The following is a 23,121-nucleotide window of genomic DNA, read 5'->3' on the forward strand; positions in this document are numbered from 1 at the left end:
CCCAGCCCCTCACCGAAGCGAAGGACCCCATGGCCGCCACGCCTGAGCGCAAGCAGCTCCACCTCAACGCCTTCCTCATGTCCACCGGCCACCACGAGGCGTCCTGGCGGCTGCCCGAGAGCCCGGCCGAGGCCGACTCCGACATCGAGCACTACAAGAACCTCGCCCGGATCGCCGAACGCGGCAGGCTGGACTCGCTGTTCCTCGCCGACAGCCCCGTCCTGATGGGCGACCCCGGCCGCCGGCCCGCCGCCAAGCTGGAACCCACCATCCTGCTCACCGCGCTCGCCGGGGCCACCCGCCACATCGGCCTCATCGCCACCGCGTCCACCAGCTACAACGAGCCGTACAACCTGGCCCGCAGGTTCGCCTCGCTGGACCACGTCTCCGGCGGCCGGGCCGGCTGGAACATCGTCACCACCGCGGGCGCCGACGCGGCCCGCAACTTCGGCCTGGACGACACCCCGCTGCACCGCGACCGCTACCGGCGCGCCGGCGAGTTCGTCGAGGTGTCCACCAAGCTCTGGGACAGCTGGGCCGACGACGCGGTGATCGCCGACAAGGAGCGCGGGGTGCACGCCCTGGCGGAGCGGGTGCGGCAGATCGGGCACCGGGGCGAGTTCTTCCGCGTCGACGGACCGCTCAACGTACAACGGCCCCCGCAGGGCTACCCGCTGCTCGTGCAGGCCGGCTCCAGCGAGGACGGCAAGGACTTCGCGGCCCGGTACGCGGAGGCGGTGTTCACCGCCCAGCAGACCCTGGAGGAGGGCATCGCCTTCTACAAGGACGTCAAGGAGCGCACCACCGCCCTCGGCCGCAACCCCGACGGCATCAAGATCCTGCCCGGCATCGTCCCCGTCATCGGCGACACCGAGGCCGAGGCACTGGCGCTCGACGCCGAGCTGGACGGCCTCATCGTCCCCGAATACGCCAAGCGCCAGCTCGCCCGGCAGCTGAGGATCGCCCCCGACGACCTCGATCTGGACGCGGAACTCCCCGAGGACATCCCCACCGAGGACGACATCGAAGGCGCCAAGAGCCGCTACACCCTCATCGTGGAGCTGGCCAGGCGCGAGCGGCTCACCGTACGGCAGCTCATCGGGCGGCTCGGCGGCGGGCGCGGCCACCGCACCTTCGCCGGGACCGCCGAGCAGGTCGCGGACACCATCGAGCACTGGTACGACAGCGGGGCGGCCGACGGCTTCAACATCATGCCCGCCGTCCTCCCGTCCGGCCTGGAGGTCTTCGTGGACCGCGTGGTGCCGATCCTCCAGGAGCGCGGCCTGTTCCGCACCGAGTACACCGCGAGCACCCTGCGCGGCCACTACGGGCTGCCGCGCCCCGCCAACCGCCTCTTCGACGACATCGTCCGCGGCGCCGGCGACTACGGCATCGGTCTGGCGATGGCCCGGTGACCGACCGTCCGCACCCCGTCGCGTGATCAGACGGCCGGCACCCGGTCCAGGAAGCCGCTGACCGAGGCGATCCGGCCGTCCTCCGCGAGGGCGGCCACATCGAAGCCGGCGACGGGCGCCGAGCCGTCGGGCGCGACCAGCTCCCAGCCGAAGCGGACCAGCGCGTGGTGCCCGTCCACCGCACCGATGAGGCGGAAGACGAAGCCGGGGAACTGCTGCCGCGCCCCGGCAACGGCGGCCGCCAGCTGCTCGTGGCCCCGGACGTCGGCCAGCGGGTCGGTGTACGTGGCGTCGTCGGTGAACGCCGCGGCGACGGCCTTCTCCAGTTCGTCGGGCCCGGCGTTCCAGGCGGCGAAGTAGCGCTGCACGGCGTCGTCGTACGAGGTCATCGTGGGTCCCTCCGGTAGGGCTCGCCGACCGGTGGGCCGGGAGCGCTGTGCTCGTGAGGAACACGATGTCCGACGCCGCGCGGGGCGTCGATTACCTGCCAGGTAAGGGAAAGGGCCCCGGTCAGGCCCGGTCCCGCCCGTCCGCGATGACGTGCACCGCGGCCTCCTCGGCGGAGGCCGCCGCGCCGTCGATGCCGACGTCCTCGCCCGCCGTGCTGTCCGGGTCGTCGATGTCCAGGTCCCGGGTGAGCCGCCCGGCGCGTACGGTGCCGACCTCGCCGTCCCACGGCTCCCCGTCCCCGCCCACGACGTCGCCCACGCCGTCACCGGGCGGGGCGCCGTCCTCCGGCACCTCGCGGGCGAGCCGGCTCTCCAGGGTCTCGCCCCGGTGCTGCTCGGCGGCGGTGGTGCCCACGTCGTCCACCGCGTACGGGCGCTCGGGCGGCGAGTAGCCCCGGTCCAGGACGTCGTCGACGTCCGGGTCGTCCAGGGTGTCCTCCGTATCGAGCTGCTCGATCGGGTCGGAGGCCTGCGACTGTTCCTGGGGCTGATAGACGTCGTCGCCCCGGTCGGCATCATCCATGGCGCTTCCCTTTCCGCGGCGGGGCTCTTTCTCAGGATAGGCAGCGAGTGCCCGCCCCCGCAGAGCGCACACACGCGGCCTGCATCCCGGCCGGGTGTGCGCAACCATGGACAGTGCAGGCCGGGCACCGCCCCTAGGGGCCGGCCCGGAGATGTCGTCTGGAGAGCCCCCATGGATTACCCGGAGAGCTACCAGCTCGTGTTCCAGTCGTCGGCCGTGGAGGACGACACCGTCACCGTCCACCGGACCGCACGGAGCGGAGCGGGCGGACACCCCGTCTACGAGGACGAGACGGGCATCGTCCGCGCCGAGATCAGCGATCACGAGGAGGTGCGGATGCTCGCCAGCGGTGGCCACCAACGCCTGGGAACGCCGGTCGCCGTACGGGAACAGGCCGCCTGAGACCGGCCGACAACCGACGCCCGTTCCGGGACGCGGATCGCTCGACCCCGAGCGCCGCGCCCCCGCCGGGCGTTCTCCTAGCACGTGGACACGCATGCGTACATCGTGCCGAGGCAGGACAATCCGGTCCCGCATGTCCAACACTTGGTCGAAATTTTGCCCCTGGTGAGGGGCTGCGGAAGGACACCAGGCAGACTCACCCTGTAGGAATCTCGCCACGAAGAGGATCACGCATGATCACGTTGAAGAAGGAAGACGGCCCGGCGGACCTGGACGGGGTGACCCACCTCTCCATCGGCGTCTCCTGGGACCCCACCGTCGGCAGCAGTGGCGGGCTGATGGGGAAGCTGAAGCAGAAGAAGGGCACCGACCTCGACCTGATCGCCATCGCGATGCAGGGCGCGGACCCGGTCCGCCTCGCCGGCCTGGACTCCCTGGACCCGCTGGGCAACGGCTCGCTGCTGCACAGCGGTGACAACCAGACCGGGAAGGGCGAGGGCGACGACGAGACGGTGACCGTCGACTTCGCGAAGGTGCCGTCGAACGTCACGGCGGTCGTCTTCGTCGCCGCTGCCTACAAGAAGGGCAGCTCCTTCCAGAGCGCGCGCAACGTCAGCATCAAGGTCTACGACGCGACGGGCGGCAGCAGCCAGCAGGTCGCCGACATCTGGCCGAGCCTGCTCACCAGCGACAACGGCTGCGCCGTGGCCAAGGCCATGCGCGTCGGCGCCGGCTGGAAGCTCCAGGTGATCAACGAGACCGGCAAGATCAAGCAGGGCGACGAGCACGCCCTGATGCGCTTCGCGATCAGCAAGTAGTACAGGGGGTGTCTTGTCGATCAGGGTCGGTCAGGCCGTGCCAGGCGTCGCGGACCCGGCCCTGATCGGCAAGACACCCCCCTACGGCCTGCCCCGGTCCGTGCGCGCCCGGTCAGTCGACCCGGCGCGCGCGGGCCGGGGCTGTCGGATTCCCGGTGGCCAGCGGCGAACGCGCCAGCTCCACGCACCCCGCCGCGATCAGCCCCAGCGCCAGCAGCTCGGGCAGCACCCACCAGCCGGTGCGCAGATCCTCGCCGAACAGGGTCACCCCGTACAGGACACTGATCAGGGCGTCGCCCAGCGTCAGACACGGCTGCACGGCGACGAGCGTGCCCGCCTGCAGGGCGTTCTGCAGCAGGAACAGCGCGCCGACGCCCGCCGCGGCGGTGGCGTACAGCTGCCAGGAGCTGAACAGCGCGCCGACCCCGCCCTCGTCGAGCCGTGCCATCGCGTCCTTCATCAGCGCGGCGGTGAGCGCGTACCCGCAGGCGGCGGCCGTGGCCAGCAGAGCGGCCCGGACATTGCCCCGGGTGGCGAGCGCGCCCGCGATCAGCAGCGCCTCGAACACCCCCGTCAGGATCAGCGCCGGCACCCACGCGGCCCCGTGCACGGCGTCGCTGCCGCCGCCCGGCGCGGCCGTCGCCATGCCGAGGGCCAGCCCCGCCGTCACCGCGGCCACCCCCAGCCAGACGGACCGGGGCAGCCGTGCCCGCATCATGAACCCGGCCAGTAGCAGCGTCGCCGGCAGCTCGATCACGAAGATGGGCTGAACCACGGAGATAGGGCCGGTGGCCAGCGCGACGGCCTGGCAGACGGCGGCGACGATCACCAGCGCGATCCCCGCGAGCCACACCTTCTGGCGCAGCAGATGACCGATCAGCGACACCCGCATGGCCTCGGTCTGCGGGACGTCGAGAGCGGCGCGGCGCTGGAGGACGGAGGCGGAGCCGTTGCTGACAGCGGTCAGGACGGCGAAGAGGACGGCGATCACGGGACCATGATGCGGGCGGGCCCGCCGCGATTCCGGCTTCGCCGGAGGAGGGCGTGGCGGCCCCGGGTAGTCCATTAGGACCGAATCCGGCCTCATTCCGTCGTAGCGTGCCGTCATGGCCGTGAAGAAGAAGACCCCCGCCGGTGCCGCGCCCGCCCCCGTGCTCACGACCAGGGCGCTGAGCCGGGCGACCCTGGAGCGCCAACTGCTGCTGAAACGCGCAGCGATGAGCCCCCGGGACGCGGTCTCCCACCTCGTCGGCCTCCAGGCGCAGAACACCAAGCCGCCGTACTACCAGCTCCTCGCCCGGCTCCAGGGGTTCCGGCCCGCCGCGCTCTCCACGCTGATGGAGTCGCGCGAGGTCGTCCGCATCGTCACCCTGCGCTCCACGATCCACACCCACACCGCCGAGGACGCCCTGACCCTGCGCCCCCTGGTGCAGCCGGCCCGCGACCGGGAGCTCGGCATCTTCCGCAAGCGGCTCACGGGCGTCGACCTGGACCGGCTGCGCGAGCTGAGCAGGGCGTACGTCGAGGAGACGCCCCGCACCCCGAAGGAGGTCCGCACACGGCTGCTCACCGAGTGGCCGGACGCGGATCCGCAGGCCCTGAGCACCGCCGCCCGCTGTCTGCTGCCCCTGGTTCAGGTCACCCCGCGCGGCCTCTGGGGCGTGAGCGGCGGCGTCGCGCTCACCACGGCCGAGCGCTGGCTCGGCCGCGAGGGGGAGGAGGCCACGGACATCGAGGACGCCGTGCTGCGCTACCTCGGCGCGTTCGGCCCCGCATCCGTGAAGGACATGCAGACCTGGGCCGGGCTGACCCGGCTGAAGGAGGTCTTCGAGCGGCTGCGGCCCCGGCTGGTCACCTTCCGCGACGAGCACGGCGTCGAACTCTTCGACCTGCCCGACGCCCCGCGCCCCGCCGAGGACACCCCCGCCCCGCCCCGTTTCCTGCCCGAGTTCGACAACGTCCTCCTCGGCCACGCCGACCGCACCCGCGTCATCCCGGCGCCCCTCAAGGGCCTCAACGGGGTGGGCAACCAGGTGTACGGCAGCGTGCTGGTGGACGGGTTCTTCGCGGCGGTCTGGCGGCTGGACACCCCGCGCGACGCCCCGGCCGCCGTCACCGTGCAGGAGCTGCGCCCGCTCACCGCCGCCGAGCGCGACGCGGTGACGCAGGAGGCGGCGGACCTCATCGCGGCGATGACCCGGGCCACCGGGCACGACGTCCGGTTCACCTCGTTCGTGGACCTGGGCCGCTGAGCGGGCCGCCAGGGCCTGATCCGAACGACAGGCCCTACGGCAACAGCCCCGCACGCCGGGCCGCGACCACCGCCTCCAGCCGGGTGCGCGCCCCCAGCCTGCGCATCGCGGACCGCAGATAGCCCTTCACCGTCTCCGGGCGCAGCCCCAGCCGGTCCGCCGCCACCGCGTTGGTGGCGCCCGCCGCGACACACGCCAGCACATCCACCTCGCGCGGCGCGAGCCGGACCTCCCGCGCCCCGGGCGCCCGGGTGCCCGTCGCCGACGCCAGCCGCCCGCACACGGCGAGCAGCTCGTCGCGCAGCGCCGGGTCCAGCACCTTCGGCATCAGGGCACGCAGCTCGCGGTGCGCCTCCCGGACGTCCTCCCAGGCCCCCGCCGCCACCCCGGAAGCGGCGTCCGGCTCCGGGCGGCCCGCCGCCAGCAGCTGCCGCACCTCGTCCCGTACCACCAGCGCCTGCTCCACGTCACGGGCGGCGGCCACCGCCGCGTCGAACGTGCGGTCCCCGAGCGTCAGCGGCTCGCGCAGCGCCCCGTACAGCACACCCCGCACCTCGCGCCGCACCACGACGGGGACGGCGACCACCGAGCGCAGGCCCTCCGCCGCGACGGCCGTGTCGTACTCGTGGCTGATGTGGCGCGAGGAGCGGTAGTCGGTCACCGCGCACGGCCTGGACAGGGCCATGGACTTGCCGCCCAGGCCGCTGCCCGACGAGATGACCAGGCCGCGCAGCGCCGCCGTCCGGGCCCCGTTCACCTCGGCGATCCTGGCGTGGCGGCTGTCCGAGAGCAGCCCGCCGAACGCCACCGGCAGACCGCTCGTCCGGCGCAGCCGCAGCAGCGCCGCTTGCATCTCGACCGCGTCGACGGATTCCGGCACCCTGACGCCTCTCTGCCCGGCCCCCGATGGAATGGCGGCCCCGCGACACCCCCGTCCGGGGGTGGTGAGACCTGGGTCACTGTTTACATCATGTGAGGACCCAAGGGACCGGCCGGGCCGGTAAAGAGGAGGGCACATGCCGGAAACGAGTGCGACCGAGACGTTCCGGGCCGCCCGGGACTTCCTGCTGCGGCACCGCGAGGACTACGCCGCCGCCCGCGCGGGCTTCCGCTGGCCCCGCAGCGACCACTTCAACTGGGCGCTCGACTGGTTCGACGTCATCGCCCGGGACAACGACCGCACCGCCCTCCACATCGTCGAGGAGGACGGCACCCGCACCGAGGTGTCGTTCGCCGAGATGTCCGCCCGCTCCGACCGGGCCGCGAACTGGCTGCGCGCCCAGGGCGTACGCGAGGGGCACCGCATCCTCGTCATGCTCGGCAACCAGGCCGAGCTGTGGGAGACCGCGCTCGCCGCGATGAAGCTGCGCGCCGTCGTCATCCCGGCGACCCCGCTCCTCGGCCCCGCCGACCTGCGCGACCGGGTCGAGCGCGGCCGGGTCCGGCACGTCCTGGTCCGGGACACCGACACCGCCAAGTTCGACGAGGTGCCCGGCCGCTACACCCGGATCTGCGTCGGCGCCCCGGCCGAGGGCTGGCTCGACTACGCGGAGGCCGCCGAGGCCCCGGGCACGTTCACGCCGGACCGCGAGACCGACGCGGACGAGCCGCTGATGCTCTACTTCACCTCCGGCACGACCGCCAGCCCCAAGCTCGTCGAGCACACCCATGTCTCGTACCCCGTGGGCCACTTGGCGACGATGTACTGGATCGGGCTCAAGCCCGGCGACGTCCACCTCAACATCTCCTCGCCCGGCTGGGCCAAGCACGCCTGGTCCAACCTCTTCGCCCCGTGGAGCGCCGAGACGACCGTCTTCATCTTCAACTACACCCGCTTCGACGCGGGCCGGCTGATGGCCGAGATGGACCGCTCCGGCATCACCAGCTTCTGCGCCCCGCCCACCGTGTGGCGCATGCTGATCCAGGCGGACCTGACCCAGCTGAAGACCCCGCCGCGCGAGGTGGTCGCCGCCGGCGAACCCTTGAACCCGGAGGTCATCGAGGCGGTCCGGCGCGCCTGGGGCGTCACCATTCGCGACGGCTTCGGCCAGACGGAGACCGCCGTGCAGGTCGCCAACAGCCCCGGCCAGGTCCTGAAGCCCGGCTCGATGGGGCGGCCCAGCCCCGGCTTCGACGTGGTTCTGCTCGACCCGGTGAGCGGCGAGCCGGGCGCGGCCGAGGGCGAGATCTCGCTCGACCTGTCGTCGCACCCCGTGGGCCTGATGACCGGCTACCACGGCGACCCCGAGCGCACCGCCGACGCGATGGCCGGCGGCTACTACCGCACCGGTGACATCGGCTCCCGCGACGAGGACGGCTACATCACGTACGTCGGGCGCGCCGACGACGTCTTCAAGTCCTCCGACTACAAGATCTCCCCGTTCGAGCTGGAGAGCGCCCTGCTGGAGCACGAGGCGGTCGTCGAGGCCGCCGTCGTCCCGGCGCCCGACAAGGTGCGCCTCTCCGTCCCGAAGGCGTACGTGGTGCTCGCCGGGGGCTGGGAACCCGGGCCCGACACCGCCAAGGTGCTCTTCGCCCACTCCCGGTCCGTGCTCGCCCCGTACAAGCGCGTCCGCCGGCTCGAGTTCGCCGAGCTGCCCAAGACCGTCTCCGGCAAGATCCGCCGGATCGAACTGCGCGAGCGCACCGCCCAGGGCGGCGGCACCGAATACGCCGAGGGGGACCTGGCATGACCGAGCTGTCCTACGCGCACGGCACGGGCACCACCGCCCTGCTCGGCGACACCATCGGACGCAACCTGGACCGGGCGGTCGCGGCCTGGCCCGACCGCGAGGCGCTGGTCGACGTGCCGTCCGGGCGGCGCTGGACGTACGCCGAGTTCGCGGCGGATGTCGACGAGCTGGCCCGCGCGCTGATGGCCTCGGGCGTGGCCAAGGGGGACCGGGTCGGGATCTGGGCGGTCAACTGCCCCGAGTGGGTGCTCGTCCAGTACGCCACCGCCCGCATCGGCGCGATCATGGTCAACATCAACCCCGCCTACCGGGCGCACGAACTGGAGTACGTGCTGAAGCAGGCCGGGATCTCCCTCCTGGCCGCCTCCCTCGCACACCGCACCAGCGACTACCGGGCCCTGGTCGAGGAGGTCCGTGCCGACTGCCCGGACCTGCGCGCGGTGCACTACATCGGTGACGCGTCCTGGGACGAACTGCTTTCCGTGGCACCGCAGGTGACGGTCGATCAACTCGTCGCCCGCGAGGCGGAGCTGTCCTGCGACGACCCGATCAACATCCAGTACACCTCGGGCACCACCGGCTTCCCCAAGGGTGCGACGCTCTCCCACCACAACATCCTCAACAACGGATACTTCGTGGGGGAGTTGGTCGCCTACACCGAGCAGGACCGGGTCTGCCTCCCGGTGCCCTTCTACCACTGCTTCGGCATGGTGATGGGCAACCTCGGCATTACCTCGCACGGCGCGTGCATCGTGATCCCGGGGGGCTCGTTCGAACCGGCCGCCGTGCTGAGCGCCGTGCAGCAGGAACGTTGCACCTCGCTGTACGGGGTGCCCACGATGTTCATCGCCGAGCTCAATCTGCCGGACTTCGCCTCGTACGACCTGTCCTCGCTGCGCACCGGGATCATGGCCGGGTCGCCGTGCCCGGTCGAGGTGATGAAGCGGGTGGTGGCCGAGATGCACATGGACGAGGTGTCCATCTGCTACGGCATGACGGAGACCTCCCCGGTCTCCACGCAGACCCGCCGCGACGACGACTTGGAGCGCCGCACCGGCACGGTCGGCCGCGTCATGCCGCACATCGAGGTCAAGGTGATCGACCCGGCGACCGGGGTGACCCTGGAGCGCGGCGAGTCCGGCGAACTGTGCACCCGGGGCTACAGCGTGATGCTCGGCTACTGGGACCAGCCGGAGCGGACCGCCGAGGCGATCGACGCGGGGCGCTGGATGCACACCGGGGACCTCGCGGTGATGCGCGAGGACGGCTACGTACAGATCGTCGGCCGCATCAAGGACGTGATCATCCGGGGCGGCGAGAACATCTACCCGCGCGAGATCGAGGAGTTCCTCTACCGCCACCCCAAGATCGCCGATGTGCAGGTGGTCGGCGTGCCCGACGAGCGGTACGGCGAGGAGGTGCTGGCCTGCGTCATCCCCGCGGACCCGGCCGACCCGCCGGCCCTGGAGGACGTACGGGCCTTCTGCGACGGGCAGTTGGCGCACTACAAGGTGCCGCGCCTGCTTCAGATCCTGGAGACCTTCCCGATGACGGTCAGCGGCAAGGTCCGCAAGATCGAACTCCGGGAGAACTACGGCCGCTAGGGCGCTTCCTCCGGACCGAGCGGCTCAGGCCGCCTCGATCACGTCCCCCGCGTCACCACGCGTCGCCGCCGCCCACTGGAGGAGCAGCACCTCGTAGGCCGCCGACTCCACGGCGGACCAGTCCTGGCCCGCGCGGGCGTCCACGAGCGCGCGGATCGCCTCGTTGGCCTCCAGGGCGGAGCGCCTGGGGAGCGCGGGGGCGTGCGCGGGCGTGTCCGAGGGTGGTGAAGTCCGTGGAGTTAAGACCATGCGTTCCACTGTAGGGCCCGCCACTGACAACGAACCGCACATCGGGGGCCGTTGGCCAGAACGTGACGGATCACACGCAGTGTGGCCGGGCGGTTTCTGTGAGGCACGACACGCCGACCGGCCCAGGTGTCCGAAAATGTGAGGCGCGTGGGGTCAGGCGCCGGTGCTGAAGAGCTCGTCCGCCGCGCCGTTCACCGGCTGCGGGGAGCCGGTGAGGTCCATGACGAACAGCGGGACGAACAGCGCGTCCGCGCGCTGCCGGGCCTCCGGCGCGTACCCCGCGAGCGAGAACAGCACCCCGCGCACCGAGCCGTTGAGCGCGTTGAGCCACAGGCACTCGACATCGCGCAGGGCGGTCGGCCGGGTGCTGGAGTCCACCTGGGCGATCAGCCCGGCCGCCCGCAGGTCGATCCGGGACGCGGGCCGGTTGGCCGGATGCGTGACCTCGCGGAAGCCCAGCCAGGTCAGGTAGTGCGCCGCCGCCGAGACCGCGTCGCGCGCGGTTCGGATCGTCAGGGGGCGGAACGCCGGCCGCGGTGCCGCCGCGGTGCGCGGCAGCGGTATGTGCGCGGGCCGGACCGCCCCGGCGGACGCCACCGGCCGCACCGGCACCCGCAGCACCGCCCCGCACGGGCAGCACAGCTCGGGCTGCGGCCACTGGTCGTGCCGCCCGCAGCCCCGGCAGCGCACGGTCACCCAGTCGTCGTTCCAGGTGCGGTGGGTGATCGGGGTGACCGGTGCGCCGCGCAGCAACGGCGGGGCGGTCGGCTCCCCGCACGGGCAGGGGTAGACCGGCGTCACGTACGCGTGGTCGCGGCGGCAGGCCGGGCACCGTACCGGCACTGACTCCACCCGGGGCTCCTTCCGTACGGCTTCGGTGCCGCTTCCGGCCGCTTCCGTTCCACGCGGCAGCGCCCGCGCCCGCGTACCGGGCCGGCTCCGCTCCGCATCCACCCATGCTCCACCAAGAGTTCGCCGCCGGGGCGGGAATCGCGGCACTTGGTGCCCTTCGCCGCCCGGGGCGCGGTTCTCTTGACGGCCCTCCGGTCTCGCTTTAGATTGGCTTCCACATAACAGAAGAAGTTTTCCGCAATGCGGAATCGGTGAATTGGTGCTCTCAGGTGGCGCGACAGAGCCCGACTCAACCCCCGACTCCACCCAGGGACGAGCAGGAGCACTCAATGCCTCGTATGACCGCTGCCCGCGCGGCAGTCGAGATCCTCAAGCGCGAAGGCGTCAGCAACGCGTTCGGTGTGCCGGGCGCCGCGATCAACCCCTTCTACGCGGCCCTCAAGGCGTCCGGCGGTGTCCACCACACGCTCGCCCGCCACGTCGAGGGCGCCTCCCACATGGCGGAGGGCTACACCCGGGCCCGCCCGGGCAACATCGGCGTCTGCATCGGTACGTCGGGGCCCGCCGGCACCGACATGATCACCGGCCTGTACTCCGCGATCGCGGACTCGATCCCGATCCTGTGCATCACCGGCCAGGCGCCGACCGCCGTCCTGCACAAGGAGGACTTCCAGGCCGTCGACATCGCCTCGATCGCCGCCCCGGTGACCAAGGCCGCCACCACCGTCCTGGAGGCCGCGCAGGTCCCGGGCGTCTTCCAGCAGGCGTTCCACCTGATGCGTACGGGGCGACCCGGCCCGGTCCTCATCGACCTGCCGATCGACGTGCAGCTCACCGAGATCGAGTTCGACCCCGACCTGTACGAGCCGCTGCCGGTGCACAAGCCCGCCGCGACCCGCAAGCAGATCGAGCGCGCGCTGGAGATGCTGAACACCTCGGAGCGCCCGCTGCTCGTCGCGGGCGGCGGCATCATCAACGCCGACGCGTCGGAACTCCTGGTCGAGTTCGCCGAGTTGACCGGCGTCCCGGTCGTCCCGACCCTGATGGGCTGGGGCATCATCGCCGACGACCACGAGCTGAACGCCGGCATGGTCGGCCTCCAGACCTCGCACCGCTACGGCAACGCGAACTTCCTGGAGTCCGACTTCGTGCTCGGCATCGGCAACCGCTGGGCCAACCGCCACACCGGCAAGCTCGACGTCTACACGGCGGGCCGCACCTTCGTCCACGTGGACATCGAGCCCACCCAGATCGGCAAGATCTTCGCCCCGGACCTCGGCATCGTGTCCGACGCGAAGGCGGCCCTGGAGCTGTTCGTCGAGGTCGCCCGCGAGCTGAAGGCGGCGGGGCGTCTGAAGGACCGCTCGGAGTGGGCGGCGTCCACGCAGGAGCGCCGCGCGACCCTGCAGCGCCGTACGCACTTCGACAACGTCCCGCTGAAGCCGCAGCGGGTGTACGAGGAGATGAACCGCGCGTTCGGCCCGGAGACCCGGTACGTCACGACGATCGGTCTCTCCCAGATCGCGGGCGCCCAGATGCTCCACGTGTACCGCCCGCGCCACTGGATCAACTGCGGCCAGGCGGGCCCGCTGGGCTGGACGATCCCGGCCGCGCTGGGCGTCGCTACGGCCGACCCCGAGGGCTCGGTCGTCGCGCTCTCCGGCGACTACGACTTCCAGTTCATGCTGGAGGAGCTGGCGGTGGGCGCCCAGCACCGCATCCCGTACGTGCACGTGCTGGTCAACAACTCGTACCTCGGCCTGATCCGCCAGGCCCAGCGCAACTTCGACATCGACTTCCAGGTCAACCTGGAGTTCGAGAACCTCAACTCCCCGGAACTGGGCGTCTACGGCGTCGACCACGTCAAGGTCGTCGAGGGCCTGGGCTGCAAGGCCATCCGCGTCACCGAACCGGACGCCCTCCTCCCGGCCTTCGAGGAAGCCAAGAAGCTGGCCGCGGAACACCGTGTCCCGGTGGTGGTCGAAGCGATCCTGGAACGCGTCACGAACATCTCGATGAGCGGCTCGGACATCGCGTCGGTCAACGAGTTCGAGGACATCGCGACGGACCCGTCCCACGCCCCGACGGCAATCAGGCCGTACGCGGAGGCGTGACCGTTCAGGGGTCTGCGCCCCCCGGCCCCCGGAGAGCGCCTGCGGATCCTCGCAGGCGCTCTCCGCGTTGCCCGTCCTCGCCCCGCTGAACCTTCAGGCCGAAGGCTGGTGGATAATCGACAGGGCAGGAGTCAGCCGCGCAAACCGTCGGGGGATGAAGCGCAATATGGCGTGGGGCGAGTGGGAGCAGCCGAAGGCCCAGGTGGCCGAAGAGCATGCGACGCAGATGCAGCTCGACCATTACATGGCCGACAGCGGCACCGGTGGGGGCGGCGGCCGGGGAGGCGCAAGCGGTCAGCTGGGCGTCAACCACGAATCGCTCAACGGGAACTCGAACTTCCTGATCGAACTGGCAGGCCTCCTCTACGAGGGGCGACCCGACGGCGACCTCTGCACGATGGCACGCGCGCCACGCTCGCACCCGGACGTCGCGGCGAAGGTCGACCGGTTCGCCCGCTTCGCGGACGACCAGTCCACCCGGACGTCGCGGCGAAGGTCGACCGGTTCGCCCGCTTCGCGGACGACCAGTATCAGGACGTGACGTCGCTGCTCGCCGCCTTGTCCACGCGGCTCCGAGAAGCGAACGGAGGCTTCGTCGAGTACGAAGGCGACGTGGCCGGCGGAATGATGAACGCCATTCTCGAGCTGGGGCAGTACGTGGCCCCGGAAGACAGGTGAGCCCCGGATGGCCTACACCTACCGGCAGGACGTCCGGTTCTTGGAGGACTGCAACCCCGCTCTCGTGGAGCGCAACGCCTTGGAATTCAAAAGGCTGCGTGATCTGCTGCTCGAGGTCGAGCCCGGCGCGAAGCGGGCCGCGACCCACACGCATTGGGTGAGCGAGAACCGCAAGCCGTACGACAACCGGCTCCGTGAAGCCCGTGACCTGATCACGCATCTGGCCGACGGCTACGACAAGGCGCAGAGCGCGCTCCTGCACTACGTCTCCGCCTTGCAGACCGCCAAGTTCCACTACTCGGACGGCAAGTCCGCGGAGCAGACGCTGACCGGCCTCATATCCCAGGTCGCCGACGTCGTGACACGCACAGCGCTGGACGCCGGCCCGATGCATCAATGGGAGGACTTGCGGGGCACGACCGGGTTCATGGACTGGGCGGCCGAGCTCACGGTGGACATCGATGGCATCAAGGACGAAGCCAACCACGCCCACGACCAGGCCAGTGCGGCCTACCACCGCGCCAAGACCGTGGAAAGCGAAGCCCGGCACGCCTGTACGGCGGCGCTCGACAAGGCGTACAACGCCCTGCCCGACTTCCGCGGCGGCACCTTCGTCGACGCGAAGAGTCTGATCGACTCCATACCCGCGCTTCGAGCAGAAGCCGCCGAAGCACGTCGGGACGCACTGGTCCACCTTCCCGGCAGCGAATCCAAGGCGGAGTTCACCAAGACAGTGGGCAAGGACGACATATCGCCGTCCCTCATGGACATCAGGATGCGCCTCACCGAGCTCCCTGAGGCCACGGACGCCTACTGGGCCGTGCCGCGCAACGCCGAGGAGCGCCGCGAGTGGATCGCGGCGAACAAGGACTTCATCTCCGAAGCGGCACAGCGGTCCGGCCTGCCGGCCGACATGGTCGCGGGTATCGCCTGGCAGGAGGTGGGCGGCCAATGGGGTTGGATGGACGATGGTGTCGACACCATCCGTGGCCTGGGCGAGAACGGCTGGCTGCTCGGCGCTCCGGAACGCCTGGTCCCACGGCTCAGCGGAGAACCGGACGAAACATCCTTCGGCCCTATCGCCATCCAGGTGAGGAGAGCTGCGGAGGTACTCGGATACGACCCCGCACACCTCACGTCGGGGCAACGCGACACCATCGAGGCCTCACTCCAGGACCCCGGGCAGAATATCTTCATCGCCTCCGACTACCTGGCCATGCTCAAGGATGAGAGCAGCTTCGCCGACGTACCCGCGGACGAGATGACGCGGGAGCAGCGCCAGGAACTCGCCACACGCTACAACGGCGGACCCTACTGGCAGGACGAGAGCGCCCAGGCGTACGGCCGCGGCTTCGACAAGAACCTGGACGAGGCGAGGAGCGCTCTGAAGTGACCGGTGCGATCAGAGGGCCGTGGGGCGTACTCCTCATCCTCGTGAATCTGCTCAACGCCTACATCGCCTACGGCGCTCTGATGGTTCAGCCGCAAGGAGCCTGGGACGACAGCACGCTGACAGGGATCGGATTCGCGGCCGGGCTGCTGATCGTGCTCGGCGTTCTCACAGCTCTGCTCACTCTGATCCCCGTGACGCGCCGGTCCTTCAGCCGCTGGTGGCTGGCACCGCCGGTGGTGTTCCTCGTCGCGGGCTTGGCGCGCCTGCAGTACATCGACCACGTCTACCCGGCGGGGCCCGGCGGCTGAGCGACCTCCCGGCCCCGGACCACACCGGCAACAGGGCGCGGGCGAAGCGCCCGAACGCAACGACTGCCCGCTGACCGCCCTGTTCCGGCTCGAAGACCTGACTCTCCTGCGCCGACCGGACCGGGCACCGGAACCTGCGACGAGTAAGAGGACTGGAACATGAAGCATCTCGGCGAAGCACTCCGCGCCAACCGGTACCCCGGTCGGCTGGTCGTGCTGGGTCGTACGTACGACGGCGTCCTCACCGCCGCGTACGCGCTGACCGGGCGCAGCGAGGCGTCCCGCGCCCGCCGCCTGGGCGGCTCCGCGGCCGGGGAGCTCGCGGTCGTACCCGTGGGCGCACAGGACAGCGACGCGCTGCGCCACTACGTCGCCGCGTGCGTCGCGGGCCCCTGGACCGTGTACGGAAACGGAGAGCAGGTCGCCGAGGTGGCGGCCCGGCTGACCGGCGGGCAGTCACCGACCGAGGCGCTACACGGTCTGGAGTACGAGCCGGACCCGCCGATCTTCACGCCCCGGATCACCGTCGTGGTCGAGCGGGCCGACGGGAAGGCATGGCTGGGGGCCGCGCGCCGGCCCGGGAACGGCCGGGAGAGCACCGACACCACCGTCACCGCGCTGGGCCAACTGCCGGTCGGTCACGGCGTTCTGCTCTCCACCTACGAGTCGGACGGGGTCCAGGTCGCGACGGCCCGCCACCACCTGGACGTCCTGGTCGGTGCCGGGGACGCCGAACAGCTCCTGGAGGAGGTGTGGCAGGCGCTGGACCACGAGTATCGCGTCGCCGCCACGGCCTTCGCCCCGCAGGACGGGGTGGAGGGGCGGGTCCGGCATGCCGCGGACGTGACGGCCGGGTAGCCGTCCGGCCCGCGGCGCGCTTCCGGCTGTCCTCCGGGGGCCCCGTTCCGCGAGCTCATACACGTAACGGGACGAGCCCCCGCTGCGCCGTGCGAATGTGCCCGGTGTTGCGGGCTCAGGGGGTACGACCTGATCATCGTGGGACGGCAGATCTGTCCGGGGGAGTGGACGTATGCGTGAGTGGCAGCTAGGTGAGACGTACGACAGCGCGTCGGGAACCGTGCGCTGGGACAGCCTGGGGCGGCCCGGCCGGGATCCGGTCGTGCTCCTGCACGGCACCCCCTTCTCCTCCTGTGTGTGGCGTGACGTCGCACAGGCTCTGGCCCGGGACCACCAGGTGTTCGTCTGGGACATGCCGGGGTACGGAGCCTCGGAGATGGCCGCGGGGCAGGACGTCTCCCTGGCCGCCCAGGGCAAGGTCTTCACCGAACTGCTGGACCACTGGGGCCTGGACGAACCCGCCGTCGTCGCTCACGACTTCGGCGGCTGTGTGGCCCTTCGGGCCCATCTCCTGCACGGCGTCCGCTACCGTGCCCTCGCCCTGGTCGACGTGGTGGCCCTGGCACCCTGGGGCTCGCCCTTCTTCCGGCTCGTGGGCGGCCACGCCGAGGTGTTCGAGCAGCTGCCGCCCGCCCTGCACCGGGCGCTGGTGCGGGAGTACGTCAGTTCGGCGAGCGAGCCGGGGCTCCACCCGGACGTCCTCGACCGTCTGGTCCAGCCCTGGCTCGGCGTTCTGGGCCAGGCGGCCTTCTACCGTCAGATCGCCCAGGCCGACCAGCGGTACACCGACGAGATCCAGGACCGGTACGACGAGATCGCCGTGCCCACACTCGTGTGCTGGGGACAGGACGACACCTGGATCCCCGTTGAGAAGGGGCGAGAACTCGCCGACCGTATCCCCGGCGCTCGCTTCGAGCCCATCGGCGGCGCCGGTCATCTCGTCCAGGAGGACGCACCCGCCGCACTCACCGCCGCGCTGATCGCCTTTCTCGGATAGACGGCCCGGACGGCAGGGGCCCGGAGGTGCCCCGACAGGATCCCCAGAAGCCGGTCCTCAAAAGCCGACCGCTGTCTATGCCTGAGAAGTGGGAAAACACGCTTGCGGCCGGCGAAGCCTTCCTCGGCCCCGCCGTCTCCTGCTCATCCGCAATCCACCTGCGGCCGTTGATGTCAGGCGCGCTGGGGGGTGATGCTCACCGCGCGGTAGTCGTAGCCGTCCTGCTTGAAGCCGGGGGCTTCCCAGGTGAGGTCGACCTTCTGGCCTGGTGACAGCGTGCGGAAGCCGGGGGCCTGGATGTCGGAGTAGTGGCCGAAGCACCCTCCGGGGGTCTCCGGTGAGTCGAGGACGCCCCAGCCCTCCTCGTCGTACCACTCACGCACCGTCGCGGTCACGACCGCTGTCCGGCGACCCATGCGCCACTCCCTTCGCCCGTAGCCGCAGGAGTCGGCCGTGTGGTGATCATTCCAGCTCTTCTGGCGCCGCGGGCCCCATTTCCTCGGCCCATCGCCGACTCCAGGCATTCAGCGGGCTCAGCGCCTCGACAAGATCGCGGCCGAGCCGGGTGAGGCGGTAGCCGTCGTCGTCCAGGGCGAGCAGGCGCGCGGCGGACAGTTCCTCGATCCGGGTGCTGAGCACGCTGGAGGACATGCGCTCGCACCGGCGCTGCAACTCGCGGAAGCCGGCCGGAGCTTGGCTCAGTTCCCACAGGATCCGCATCGTCCAACGCCGTCCGAGCAGGTCGAGTGCGGCCATCACCGGGCGCCCCGACTCGGACCCTCGTACCGGCCAACCCGGGCGTGGTGTTCCGGCTTCCATGGTCACTCCTTGCGCTTCGGTTATCGAAGTATCATAGTGATTCGAAAAGCGAAGCAGAAGAAGTGAAGCAGGAGGTGCCGGGATGTCCCGCATCGAACCGCTCAACCCGCCCTACGCCGCCGACGTCGACCGGGCGCTCCGTCGATGGATGCCGCCGGGTGTGCCGCACGAGCCGCTCGCGCTGTTCCGCGTACTGCACCGCAACCCGGAGCTGGCCTCACGCATGTTCTCCCTCGGCGCCGGACTGCTGGGCCACGGGCTTCTCCCCGCCATGGACCGGGAGATCGTCATCGCCCGCGTGACCGCGCGGTCCGGCTGCGCCTACGAATGGGGCGCCCACGCCGCGACCATGGCGCCGCCGGCAGGGCTCGGCCCGGAACTGCTCCGGGCGACCGCTCAGCCCGACGCGGTCGGCAGTGCGCCGTGGTCGCCGCGCCACACGGCGCTGCTCCACGCAGTCGACGAACTCGACGGCACGACCCGGCTGACGCAGTCCGCCTGGGACGACCTGAGCATGTACTACGACGAGGCTCGACTACTCGAACTGCTCGTGCTGGTCGGCTGGTACCGAACCATCAGCCTCCTGGCCAACGGGCTTCTCCTGGAAGAGGAGCCCTGGGGCGCTCGTTTCCCCGAGACCAACCCGTAAGCCGGACGTACTCATCACCACACACTGGAGGTTCCATGCCCAAGGGCTACTGGGTCAGCGTCTACCGCACCATTTCGGACCCCGAGAAGCTGGCTGCCTACGACGAGTTGGCCCGTCCGGCCGTCAAGGCCGGGGGCGGTCGGACCTTCTCCCTCGGTAGTCGGGTCGAGGCGTATGACGCCGGAATCGCCGAGCGCACCGTCCTCGTCGAGTTCGACAGCTTCGAGCAGGCCGTCGCGGCCCGCGAGAGCGCGGCCTACCAGGAGGCGCTGGCCGCCCTCTCCGACGGCGTCGAGCGCGACTTCCGGATCGTCGAAGGCATCGAGTAACGCAATGAAAGGGCGCGGAGTACGGGACCGTATCCGTACTCCGCGCCCTCGTTCAGGGGGAACAGGGGCCGCGGCGGTGGCGCGAAGGGGGGCTGCACGGGCCTTCAGGTCTGGTGACCGGGCCGCCCTCCCGCGTACCACCGCACTGGCATCACGCCACCGCCGCGGCCTCGTCCTGCCCGCGTCGCGCACAACCCCTCATCCGGGTGGACGCGTCGGCGCGGGCAGGGCTCGGGGAGAGGTCAGTCCTCGCGGAGGGCGCGGACCGCCTCCTCCACGCGCTTGCCGTACTCGGGGTCGGCGGCGTGGAAGTGGGCGAGGTTCTTCTCGACGACGTCGTCGCGGGAGACCTGGGACAGGCCGCCGGCGATGTTGGCGATCAGGCGGTCCTTCTCGTCGGCCGACATCAGGCGGTACAGCTCGCCGGCCTGGAAGAAGTCGTCGTCCTTGGTGTGGGCGGGCGCCTCGTGGGTGCCGGTCCAGCCCTGGACGGGGAGCGGGGCGGAGAGCGCCGTGTCCGTCTGGGCGGGGCCCGCGTACGAGTTGGGCTCGTAGTTCTTGTCGTGGCGCGAGCCGTACCGCGTGGCGTGGAGACCGTCGCGGCCGTAGTTGTCGACGGTCGCGGTGCGCGGCGCGTTCACCGGGAGCTGGGTGTGGTTGATGCCCAGGCGGTAGCGCTGCGCGTCCGCGTAGGCGAACAGGCGGCCCTGGAGCATCTTGTCCGGGGACGGGCCGATGCCGGGCACGAAGTTGTTCGGCGAGAACGCGGCCTGCTCGACCTCGGCGAAGACGTTGTCCGGGTTGCGGTCCAGCACCAGTCGGCCCACCCGCTGCAGCGGGTAGTCCGCGTGCGGCCACACCTTGGTGACGTCGAACGGGTTGAAACGGTAGTCCGCGGCCTCGGCGGCCGGCATGAGCTGCACGTACAGCGTCCAGGACGGGTTCATGCCGCGCTCGATGGCCTGGAGCAGGTCCGTCTGGTGCGAGTTGCCGTCCTTGCCGACGAGCTCGGCGGCCTGGCCGGCGGAGAGGGAGCGCACGCCCTGGTTCGTCTTGAAGTGGTACTTCACGAAGTACGCGTCACCCGCGGCGTTCGTCCACTGGTACGTGTGCGAGCCGAAGCCGTTCATGTGGCGGTACGAGGCGGGGATGCCGCGGTCGCCCATCAGCCAGGTGATCTGGTGCGTGGCCTCGGGGGAGTTCGCCCAGAAGTCCCAGACGTTGTCCGGCTCCTGGCGGCCCGTGAACGGGTCGCGCTTCTGCGAGTGGATGAAGTCGGGGAACTTGATCGGGTCCTTGATGAAGAACACCGGGGTGTTGTTGCCGACGAGGTCGTAATTGCCCTCGTCCGTGTAGAACTTGAGCGCGAAGCCGCGCGGGTCGCGCACCGCGTCCGCGCCGCCCAGCGAGTCGGCGACGGTGGAGAAGCGCAGGAACGTCTCCGTGCGGCGGCCCACCTCGGAGAGGAAGTCGGCGCGGGTGAACGCGGTGACGTCGTCGGTCACCTCGAAGTAGCCGTACGCGCCGGAGCCCCGGGCGTGCACCACGCGCTCCGGGATGCGCTCCCGGTTGAAGCGGGCGAGCTTCTCCAGGAGGTGGCCGTCCTGGAGGAGGATCGGGCCTCCGGCACCCGCGGTGGCGGAGTTCTGGTTGTCGGCGACCGGGGCGCCGGACTCGGTCGTAAGCACACGCTGCGTCATGGTGTCGGGGCGACCTTCCGTACGGGGAGCTGCTGAACTGCGACGGCCAGGGGGCAGAGTCCTGGGGGCGTGTCCGGAGCGTAAAGAGGCCCGGGATGCGGCGTCAACAGTTTGTTGAAATTCGTGGTGGGAGGGTGTTCCGGACGGTGCCGGCGCCTGGGCGCGACAGGACAGGTGTCAGCGACGGCACCGTCCGGAAGTCTGAGGGGGAGGAGGAGCGGCCGGATCAGCCCTCGACGGGCTGTCCCGACAGGCGCTCGACCGAGCGCAGCAGCGCCGAGTGGTCCAGGCCGCCGTCGCCCTGCGCGCGCAGCGAGGCGACGAGCTGGGCGACCACACCGCCGACGGGCAGCGCGGCACCGACGTTGCGGGCGGCGTCCGTGACGATGCCCATGTCCTTGTGGTGCAGGTCGATCCGGAAGCCCGGGGCGAAGTCCCGGTTCAGGAAGTTGTCCTTCTTGCGGGTCAGCACGGTCGAACCGGCCAGGCCGCCGTTCAGGACGTCCAGCGCGGCGGCGAGGTCCACGCCGGACTTCTCCAGGAAGACCACGGCCTCGGCGCACGCCTGGATGTTCACCGCGACGATCAGCTGGTTGGCGGCCTTCACCGTCTGGCCGGAGCCGTGCGGGCCGCAGAGCACGATGGTCTTGCCGAGCGCGTCGAGCAGCGGCTTCGCCGCGTCGAAGTCGGCCTGCTCGCCGCCCACCATGATGGACAGCACGGCCTCGATCGCGCCGGCCTCACCGCCCGAGACGGGGGCGTCCAGGACCCGGATGCCCTTCTCGGCGGCGTTCTTCGCGAGGTCCACGGAGGTCTGCGGGGTGATCGAGGACATGTCGACCAGCAGCGCGCCGCGCTTCGCGTTCTCCAGGATGCCGTCGGGGCCGTACGAGATGGCCTCCACCTGCGGGGACGCGGGCACCATCGTGATGACCACGTCCGCGTCCCTGACCGCCTCGGCGATCGAGGAGGCGCCGGTGCCGCCGGCCGCGGCCAGCCGGTCGACCTTGTCCTGCTCCAGGGTGTAACCGGTGACGTCGTAACCGGCCTTGATCAGGTTCTCCGACATGGGCGAACCCATGATGCCGAGACCGATCCACGCAACCTTGGGGAGGTTGTTGCTCATGAGGGTGCCTTCCGATCAGCGTGTAGAGAGGGCTCCCGCCGCACTCAGCGGGCGGGCCGCGCGGCGGCCGGGAGCCAGTCGAAGGAGTCGGCGCTCGGGCGGTCGCCGGGCTTGTACTCCAGCCCGACCCAGCCCTCGTAACCGGCCTTCGTCAGCTCGTCGAGGAGCTGCTCCAGGGGGAGCGAGCCGGTGCCGGGCGCGCCGCGGCCCGGGTTGTCGGCGATCTGGACGTGTCCGGTCCGGTCGGCGTACGCGGTGATGACCTGGCTGAGGTCCTCGCCGTTCATCGACAGGTGGTACAGGTCCAGCAGGAACTTCGCGTTGCCGAGGCCGGTCGCCGCGTTGACCCGGTCGACGACCTCGATCCCCGCCGGTGCGCTCACCAGCGGGTAGCGCGGGGACTCCGGCGCGTTCAGGGTCTCGATCAGCAGCACCGCGCCGATCCGGTCGGCGGCGCGGGCCGCCAGCACCAGGTTCTCCAGGGCCAGTTCGTCCTGGGCGGCGGGGTCGACGCCGTCGACCCGGTTGCCGTAGAGCGCGTTGAGCGCCTTGCAGCCGACCGAGGCGGCGAAGTCGGCCGCCACCTCGATGTTGGCCCGGAAGCGGTCCGACTCCGTGCCGGGCACGGAGAGCGCGCCGCGGTCGGGGCCGGGGAGCTGTCCGGCGTAGAAGTTCAGGCCCACCAGCTGGGTGCCGGCGTCGTCGAGCGCCTTCTTGAGGGCGTCGAGCTCGGCCTGGTCGGGGGTGGGGGTCTCGATCCAGGGCCACCACAGCTCGACCGCCGTGAAGCCGGCCGCGGCGGCTGCCGCGGGACGCTCCAGGAGCGGGAGTTCCGTGAAGAGGATCGAAAGGTTCACATCGAAGCGCTGGTCCGGGTAGCCCATGAGGGTTTC

General features: G+C 71.0%; 26 protein-coding genes. 15 read left to right on the forward strand and 11 right to left on the reverse strand.

Annotation, left to right across the window (positions count from 1 at the left end):
* Window positions 1-29 precede the first annotated feature (29 nt).
* Window positions 30-1,415 carry an LLM class flavin-dependent oxidoreductase gene (locus OG242_RS27055; protein ID WP_405901740.1) on the forward strand — a complete coding sequence of 462 codons (1,386 nt, stop codon included), beginning with the start codon at window positions 30-32 and terminating at the stop codon, window positions 1,413-1,415.
* 26 nt (window positions 1,416-1,441) lie between these two features.
* Here the strand turns inward: OG242_RS27055 and OG242_RS27060 are convergent, their stop codons facing one another.
* Together OG242_RS27060 and OG242_RS27065 are read right to left on the reverse strand one after the other, a co-directional pair.
* Window positions 1,442-1,804, reverse strand: coding sequence for a nuclear transport factor 2 family protein (locus OG242_RS27060; RefSeq protein ID WP_405900618.1), 363 nt, complete (start codon window positions 1,802-1,804; stop codon window positions 1,442-1,444).
* Window positions 1,805-1,925: 121 nt separating this feature from the next.
* Complete coding sequence (locus tag OG242_RS27065) at window positions 1,926-2,387, reverse strand: DUF5709 domain-containing protein (protein ID WP_405900619.1); 462 nt, start codon at window positions 2,385-2,387, stop codon at window positions 1,926-1,928.
* Window positions 2,388-2,558: 171 nt separating this feature from the next.
* Between OG242_RS27065 and OG242_RS27070 the strand changes: the two genes are divergently transcribed.
* A complete protein-coding gene (locus tag OG242_RS27070; RefSeq protein ID WP_405900620.1) occupies window positions 2,559-2,789 on the forward strand; it encodes a DUF6296 family protein in 231 nt (76 codons plus the stop codon).
* A 233-nt stretch (window positions 2,790-3,022) separates the two neighbouring features.
* On the forward strand, window positions 3,023-3,607 hold the full coding sequence (locus OG242_RS27075; protein ID WP_405900621.1) for a TerD family protein: 585 nt from the start codon (window positions 3,023-3,025) through the stop codon (window positions 3,605-3,607).
* Window positions 3,608-3,719: 112 nt separating this feature from the next.
* Here OG242_RS27075 and OG242_RS27080 read toward each other — a convergent pair whose 3' ends face one another.
* Complete coding sequence (locus OG242_RS27080) at window positions 3,720-4,598, reverse strand: DMT family transporter (RefSeq protein ID WP_405900622.1); 879 nt, start codon at window positions 4,596-4,598, stop codon at window positions 3,720-3,722.
* Between the two features lie 115 nt (window positions 4,599-4,713).
* Between OG242_RS27080 and OG242_RS27085 the strand changes: the two genes are divergently transcribed.
* A complete protein-coding gene (locus OG242_RS27085) occupies window positions 4,714-5,859 on the forward strand; it encodes a winged helix DNA-binding domain-containing protein (protein ID WP_405900623.1) in 1,146 nt (381 codons plus the stop codon).
* Window positions 5,860-5,893: 34 nt separating this feature from the next.
* On the opposite strand, the gene OG242_RS27090 is transcribed toward OG242_RS27085, so the two are convergent.
* Entirely contained in the window at window positions 5,894-6,739 is an 846-nt protein-coding gene (locus OG242_RS27090; protein WP_405900624.1) for a response regulator transcription factor, read from the reverse strand.
* 136 nt (window positions 6,740-6,875) lie between these two features.
* On the opposite strand from OG242_RS27090, the gene OG242_RS27095 reads away from it, so the two are divergent.
* Both OG242_RS27095 and OG242_RS27100 read left to right on the forward strand, forming a co-directional pair.
* Window positions 6,876-8,552 (forward strand): AMP-binding protein, encoded by a 1,677-nt coding sequence (locus tag OG242_RS27095; RefSeq protein ID WP_405900625.1) that lies wholly within the window; start codon window positions 6,876-6,878, stop codon window positions 8,550-8,552.
* A complete protein-coding gene (locus tag OG242_RS27100; protein ID WP_405900626.1) occupies window positions 8,549-10,156 on the forward strand; it encodes an AMP-binding protein in 1,608 nt (535 codons plus the stop codon). Before OG242_RS27095 ends, OG242_RS27100 begins: the two co-directional genes overlap by 4 nt.
* 24 nt (window positions 10,157-10,180) lie before the next feature.
* Here OG242_RS27100 and OG242_RS27105 read toward each other — a convergent pair whose 3' ends face one another.
* Window positions 10,181-10,405 carry a hypothetical protein gene (locus OG242_RS27105; protein WP_132901000.1) on the reverse strand — a complete coding sequence of 75 codons (225 nt, stop codon included), beginning with the start codon at window positions 10,403-10,405 and terminating at the stop codon, window positions 10,181-10,183.
* A 153-nt stretch (window positions 10,406-10,558) separates the two neighbouring features.
* On the reverse strand, window positions 10,559-11,257 hold the full coding sequence (locus tag OG242_RS27110) for a hypothetical protein (protein WP_330454547.1): 699 nt from the start codon (window positions 11,255-11,257) through the stop codon (window positions 10,559-10,561).
* 338 nt (window positions 11,258-11,595) lie between these two features.
* Between OG242_RS27110 and gcl the strand changes: the two genes are divergently transcribed.
* From gcl to OG242_RS27145, 7 genes are all read left to right on the forward strand, one after another.
* Window positions 11,596-13,371 (forward strand): glyoxylate carboligase, encoded by a 1,776-nt coding sequence (gene gcl / locus OG242_RS27115; protein WP_405900627.1) that lies wholly within the window; start codon window positions 11,596-11,598, stop codon window positions 13,369-13,371.
* A 154-nt stretch (window positions 13,372-13,525) separates the two neighbouring features.
* Window positions 13,526-13,912 carry a hypothetical protein gene (locus OG242_RS27120; RefSeq protein WP_405900628.1) on the forward strand — a complete coding sequence of 129 codons (387 nt, stop codon included), beginning with the start codon at window positions 13,526-13,528 and terminating at the stop codon, window positions 13,910-13,912.
* On the forward strand, window positions 13,909-14,049 hold the full coding sequence (locus OG242_RS27125) for a hypothetical protein (protein WP_405900629.1): 141 nt from the start codon (window positions 13,909-13,911) through the stop codon (window positions 14,047-14,049). Before OG242_RS27120 ends, OG242_RS27125 begins: the two co-directional genes overlap by 4 nt.
* Window positions 14,050-14,056: 7 nt before the next feature.
* Window positions 14,057-15,442 carry a hypothetical protein gene (locus OG242_RS27130; protein WP_405900630.1) on the forward strand — a complete coding sequence of 462 codons (1,386 nt, stop codon included), beginning with the start codon at window positions 14,057-14,059 and terminating at the stop codon, window positions 15,440-15,442.
* Window positions 15,439-15,750: a hypothetical protein gene (locus tag OG242_RS27135; RefSeq protein WP_405900631.1), complete on the forward strand. Its 312-nt coding sequence runs from the start codon at window positions 15,439-15,441 to the stop codon at window positions 15,748-15,750. The genes OG242_RS27130 and OG242_RS27135 overlap by 4 nt, the downstream gene beginning before the upstream one ends.
* Before the next feature lie 159 nt (window positions 15,751-15,909).
* Window positions 15,910-16,608 carry an IMP cyclohydrolase gene (locus tag OG242_RS27140; protein ID WP_405900632.1) on the forward strand — a complete coding sequence of 233 codons (699 nt, stop codon included), beginning with the start codon at window positions 15,910-15,912 and terminating at the stop codon, window positions 16,606-16,608.
* A gap of 172 nt (window positions 16,609-16,780) precedes the next feature.
* Window positions 16,781-17,605, forward strand: a complete 825-nt coding sequence (locus tag OG242_RS27145; protein WP_329029649.1) for an alpha/beta hydrolase — start codon at window positions 16,781-16,783, stop codon at window positions 17,603-17,605.
* Window positions 17,606-17,778: 173 nt separating this feature from the next.
* Here OG242_RS27145 and OG242_RS27150 read toward each other — a convergent pair whose 3' ends face one another.
* Both OG242_RS27150 and OG242_RS27155 read right to left on the reverse strand, forming a co-directional pair.
* On the reverse strand, window positions 17,779-18,021 hold the full coding sequence (locus OG242_RS27150) for a cold-shock protein (protein ID WP_405900633.1): 243 nt from the start codon (window positions 18,019-18,021) through the stop codon (window positions 17,779-17,781).
* A 46-nt stretch (window positions 18,022-18,067) separates the two neighbouring features.
* The gene (locus OG242_RS27155) at window positions 18,068-18,424 is read right to left on the reverse strand and encodes a winged helix-turn-helix transcriptional regulator (protein WP_405900634.1); all 357 of its coding nucleotides are present in this window, start codon (window positions 18,422-18,424) and stop codon (window positions 18,068-18,070) included.
* A gap of 82 nt (window positions 18,425-18,506) precedes the next feature.
* Between OG242_RS27155 and OG242_RS27160 the strand changes: the two genes are divergently transcribed.
* Both OG242_RS27160 and OG242_RS27165 read left to right on the forward strand, forming a co-directional pair.
* Complete coding sequence (locus OG242_RS27160) at window positions 18,507-19,073, forward strand: carboxymuconolactone decarboxylase family protein (RefSeq protein WP_405900635.1); 567 nt, start codon at window positions 18,507-18,509, stop codon at window positions 19,071-19,073.
* Window positions 19,074-19,108: 35 nt separating this feature from the next.
* Entirely contained in the window at window positions 19,109-19,402 is a 294-nt protein-coding gene (locus tag OG242_RS27165; protein WP_405900636.1) for a DUF1330 domain-containing protein, read from the forward strand.
* A gap of 242 nt (window positions 19,403-19,644) precedes the next feature.
* On the opposite strand, the gene OG242_RS27170 is transcribed toward OG242_RS27165, so the two are convergent.
* The 3 genes from OG242_RS27170 to OG242_RS27180 all read right to left on the reverse strand — a co-directional run bounded on the left by OG242_RS27170 (window position 19,645) and on the right by OG242_RS27180 (window position 23,112).
* Window positions 19,645-21,102 (reverse strand): catalase, encoded by a 1,458-nt coding sequence (locus OG242_RS27170; protein ID WP_405900637.1) that lies wholly within the window; start codon window positions 21,100-21,102, stop codon window positions 19,645-19,647.
* A 226-nt stretch (window positions 21,103-21,328) separates the two neighbouring features.
* Complete coding sequence (locus OG242_RS27175) at window positions 21,329-22,228, reverse strand: 2-hydroxy-3-oxopropionate reductase (RefSeq protein WP_405900638.1); 900 nt, start codon at window positions 22,226-22,228, stop codon at window positions 21,329-21,331.
* A gap of 44 nt (window positions 22,229-22,272) precedes the next feature.
* The gene (locus OG242_RS27180) at window positions 22,273-23,112 is read right to left on the reverse strand and encodes a TIM barrel protein (RefSeq protein WP_093704824.1); all 840 of its coding nucleotides are present in this window, start codon (window positions 23,110-23,112) and stop codon (window positions 22,273-22,275) included.
* Window positions 23,113-23,121: the final 9 nt, after the last annotated feature.

Origin of the sequence: Streptomyces sp. NBC_00727, assembly GCF_045161745.1 — a bacterium.
In the GTDB taxonomy this organism is placed as follows: Bacteria; Actinomycetota; Actinomycetes; order Streptomycetales; family Streptomycetaceae; genus Streptomyces.